The 3,119-nt window shown below is 52.7% G+C and carries 1 rRNA gene; it reads left to right on the top strand.

From position 1 onward, the window contains the following. Positions 1 to 120: 120 nt before the first annotated feature. Positions 121 to 3,000: ribosomal RNA gene (locus P3T18_RS36375) — 23S ribosomal RNA — on the top strand. Positions 3,001 to 3,119: the final 119 nt, after the last annotated feature.

Here is a 3,119-nt window from a genome sequence, read left to right as displayed (position 1 = left end):
GTATTTTTAAGTGATCGAAAGATTGCTTTGGAATACGGCGCAACACGAATACTCAACCTGTAGCGAGTGAGTGGAAGGTGTGGTTCCGAGTGAGCCGCAGACGAGACACACCCGTTATAGGGTCAAGCGAACAAGTGCATGTGGTGGATGCCTTGGCGATCACAGGCGATGAAGGACGCGGTAGCCTGCGAAAAGCGGAGGGGAGCTGGCAAACGAGCTTTGATCCTCCGATATCCGAATGGGGAAACCCGGCCCGTATGGGTCATCCATGACTGAATACATAGGTCATGCGAAGCGAACGCGGTGAACTGAAACATCTAAGTAACCGCAGGAAAAGAAATCAACCGAGATTCCCAGAGTAGTGGCGAGCGAAATGGGACCAGCCTGTACTCTTTATCTTCATTGTTAGTCGAAGGCTCTGGAAAGTGCCGCCATAGCAGGTGATAGCCCTGTAGACGAAAACAGCGAGGAAGAACTAGGTGTACGACAAGTAGGGCGGGACACGTGAAATCCTGTCTGAAGATGGGGGGACCATCCTCCAAGGCTAAATACTCGTGATCGACCGATAGTGAACCAGTACCGTGAGGGAAAGGCGAAAAGAACCCCGGGAGGGGAGTGAAATAGATCCTGAAACCGCATGCATACAAACAGTCGGAGCCTCGCAAGGGGTGACGGCGTACCTTTTGTATAATGGGTCAGCGACTTACATTCAGTGGCAAGCTTAACCGATTAGGGCAGGCGTAGCGAAAGCGAGTCCGAACAGGGCGATTCAGTCGCTGGGTGTAGACCCGAAACCAGGTGATCTATCCATGGCCAGGATGAAGGTGCGGTAACACGTACTGGAGGTCCGAACCCACTAACGTTGAAAAGTTAGGGGATGAGCTGTGGATAGGGGTGAAAGGCTAAACAAACCTGGAAATAGCTGGTTCTCTCCGAAAACTATTTAGGTAGTGCCTCGTGTATCACCTTCGGGGGTAGAGCACTGTCATGGTTGTGGGGTCCATTGCGGATTACTACGCCATAGCAAACTCCGAATACCGAAGAGTGCAATCACGGGAGACAGACATCGGGTGCTAACGTCCGGTGTCAAGAGGGAAACAACCCAGACCGCCAGCTAAGGTCCCCAAATATTGCTAAGTGGGAAACGAAGTGGGAAGGCTAAAACAGTCAGGAGGTTGGCTTAGAAGCAGCCATCCTTTAAAGAAAGCGTAATAGCTCACTGATCGAGTCGTCCTGCGCGGAAGATGTAACGGGGCTAAGCAATATACCGAAGCTGCGGATGCACATTTATGTGCATGGTAGGAGAGCGTTCCGTAAGCCTGCGAAGGTGCATTGAAAAGTGTGCTGGAGGTATCGGAAGTGCGAATGCTGACATGAGTAGCGATAAAGGGGGTGAAAGGCCCCCTCGCCGTAAGCCCAAGGTTTCCTACGCAACGTTCATCGGCGTAGGGTGAGTCGGCCCCTAAGGCGAGGCAGAAATGCGTAGCTGATGGGAAGCAGGTTAATATTCCTGCACCATTGTTAAATGCGATGGGGGGACGGATCGCGGAAGGTTGTCCGGGTGTTGGAAGTCCCGGTCCTTGCATTGGAGAAGGCGCTTAGGCAAATCCGGGCGCGGAATTCAAGGGTGCGAGGCCATTCACTTAGGTGAAGAAGCAACTGGAAGTGGTTCCAAGAAAAGCCTCTAAGCTTCAGTTTAACAAGACCGTACCGCAAACCGACACAGGTGGGCGAGATGAGTATTCTAAGGCGCTTGAGAGAACTCGGGAGAAGGAACTCGGCAAATTGGTACCGTAACTTCGGGATAAGGTACGCCCCTGTAGCTTGACTGGCCTGCGCCAGAAGGGTGAAGGGGTTGCAATAAACTGGTGGCTGCGACTGTTTAATAAAAACACAGCACTCTGCAAACACGAAAGTGGACGTATAGGGTGTGACGCCTGCCCGGTGCCGGAAGATTAAATGATGGGGTGCAAGCTCTTGATTGAAGTCCCGGTAAACGGCGGCCGTAACTATAACGGTCCTAAGGTAGCGAAATTCCTTGTCGGGTAAGTTCCGACCTGCACGAATGGCGTAACGATGGCCACACTGTCTCCTCCCGAGACTCAGCGAAGTTGAAGTGTTTGTGATGATGCAATCTCCCCGCGGCTAGACGGAAAGACCCCATGAACCTTTACTGTAGCTTTGCATTGGACTTTGAACCGATCTGTGTAGGATAGGTGGGAGGCTTTGAAGCGTGGACGCCAGTCTGCGTGGAGCCATCCTTGAAATACCACCCTGGTTTGTTTGAGGTTCTAACCTTGGCCCGTGATCCGGGTCGGGGACAGTGCATGGTAGGCAGTTTGACTGGGGCGGTCTCCTCCCAAAGTGTAACGGAGGAGTACGAAGGTACGCTAGGTACGGTCGGAAATCGTGCTGATAGTGCAATGGCATAAGCGTGCTTAACTGCGAGACCGACAAGTCGAGCAGGTGCGAAAGCAGGTCATAGTGATCCGGTGGTTCTGTATGGAAGGGCCATCGCTCAACGGATAAAAGGTACTCTGGGGATAACAGGCTGATACCGCCCAAGAGTTCATATCGACGGCGGTGTTTGGCACCTCGATGTCGGCTCATCTCATCCTGGGGCTGTAGCCGGTCCCAAGGGTATGGCTGTTCGCCATTTAAAGAGGTACGTGAGCTGGGTTTAAAACGTCGTGAGACAGTTTGGTCCCTATCTGCCGTGGGCGCTGGATATTTGAAGGGGGCTGCTCCTAGTACGAGAGGACCGGAGTGGACGAACCTCTGGTGTACCGGTTGTCACGCCAGTGGCATCGCCGGGTAGCTATGTTCGGAAGAGATAACCGCTGAAAGCATCTAAGCGGGAAACTCGCCTTAAGATGAGATATCCCCGGGGCTTCGAGCCCCTTGAAGGGTCGTTCAAGACCAGGACGTTGATAGGTCAGGTGTGGAAGCGCAGTAATGCGTTAAGCTAACTGATACTAATTGCCCGTAAGGCTTGATCCTATAACAGGTGTGTTTCGACATGAGTTAGTGCTTCAGCACTTACTCAGGTCAACCCCCGAAGGGGGCAGGAAACACGCACGGTTGAGATCAGTGTTGTGCCTCGAACAACACAACCCCCC

The sequence above is a fragment of the Paraburkholderia sp. GAS199 genome (assembly GCF_050436585.1).
Classification (GTDB): Bacteria; Pseudomonadota; Gammaproteobacteria; order Burkholderiales; family Burkholderiaceae; genus Paraburkholderia.
Note: the sequence above shows the minus strand (reverse complement) of the source record. Positions and strands in the feature narration are given on the sequence as shown.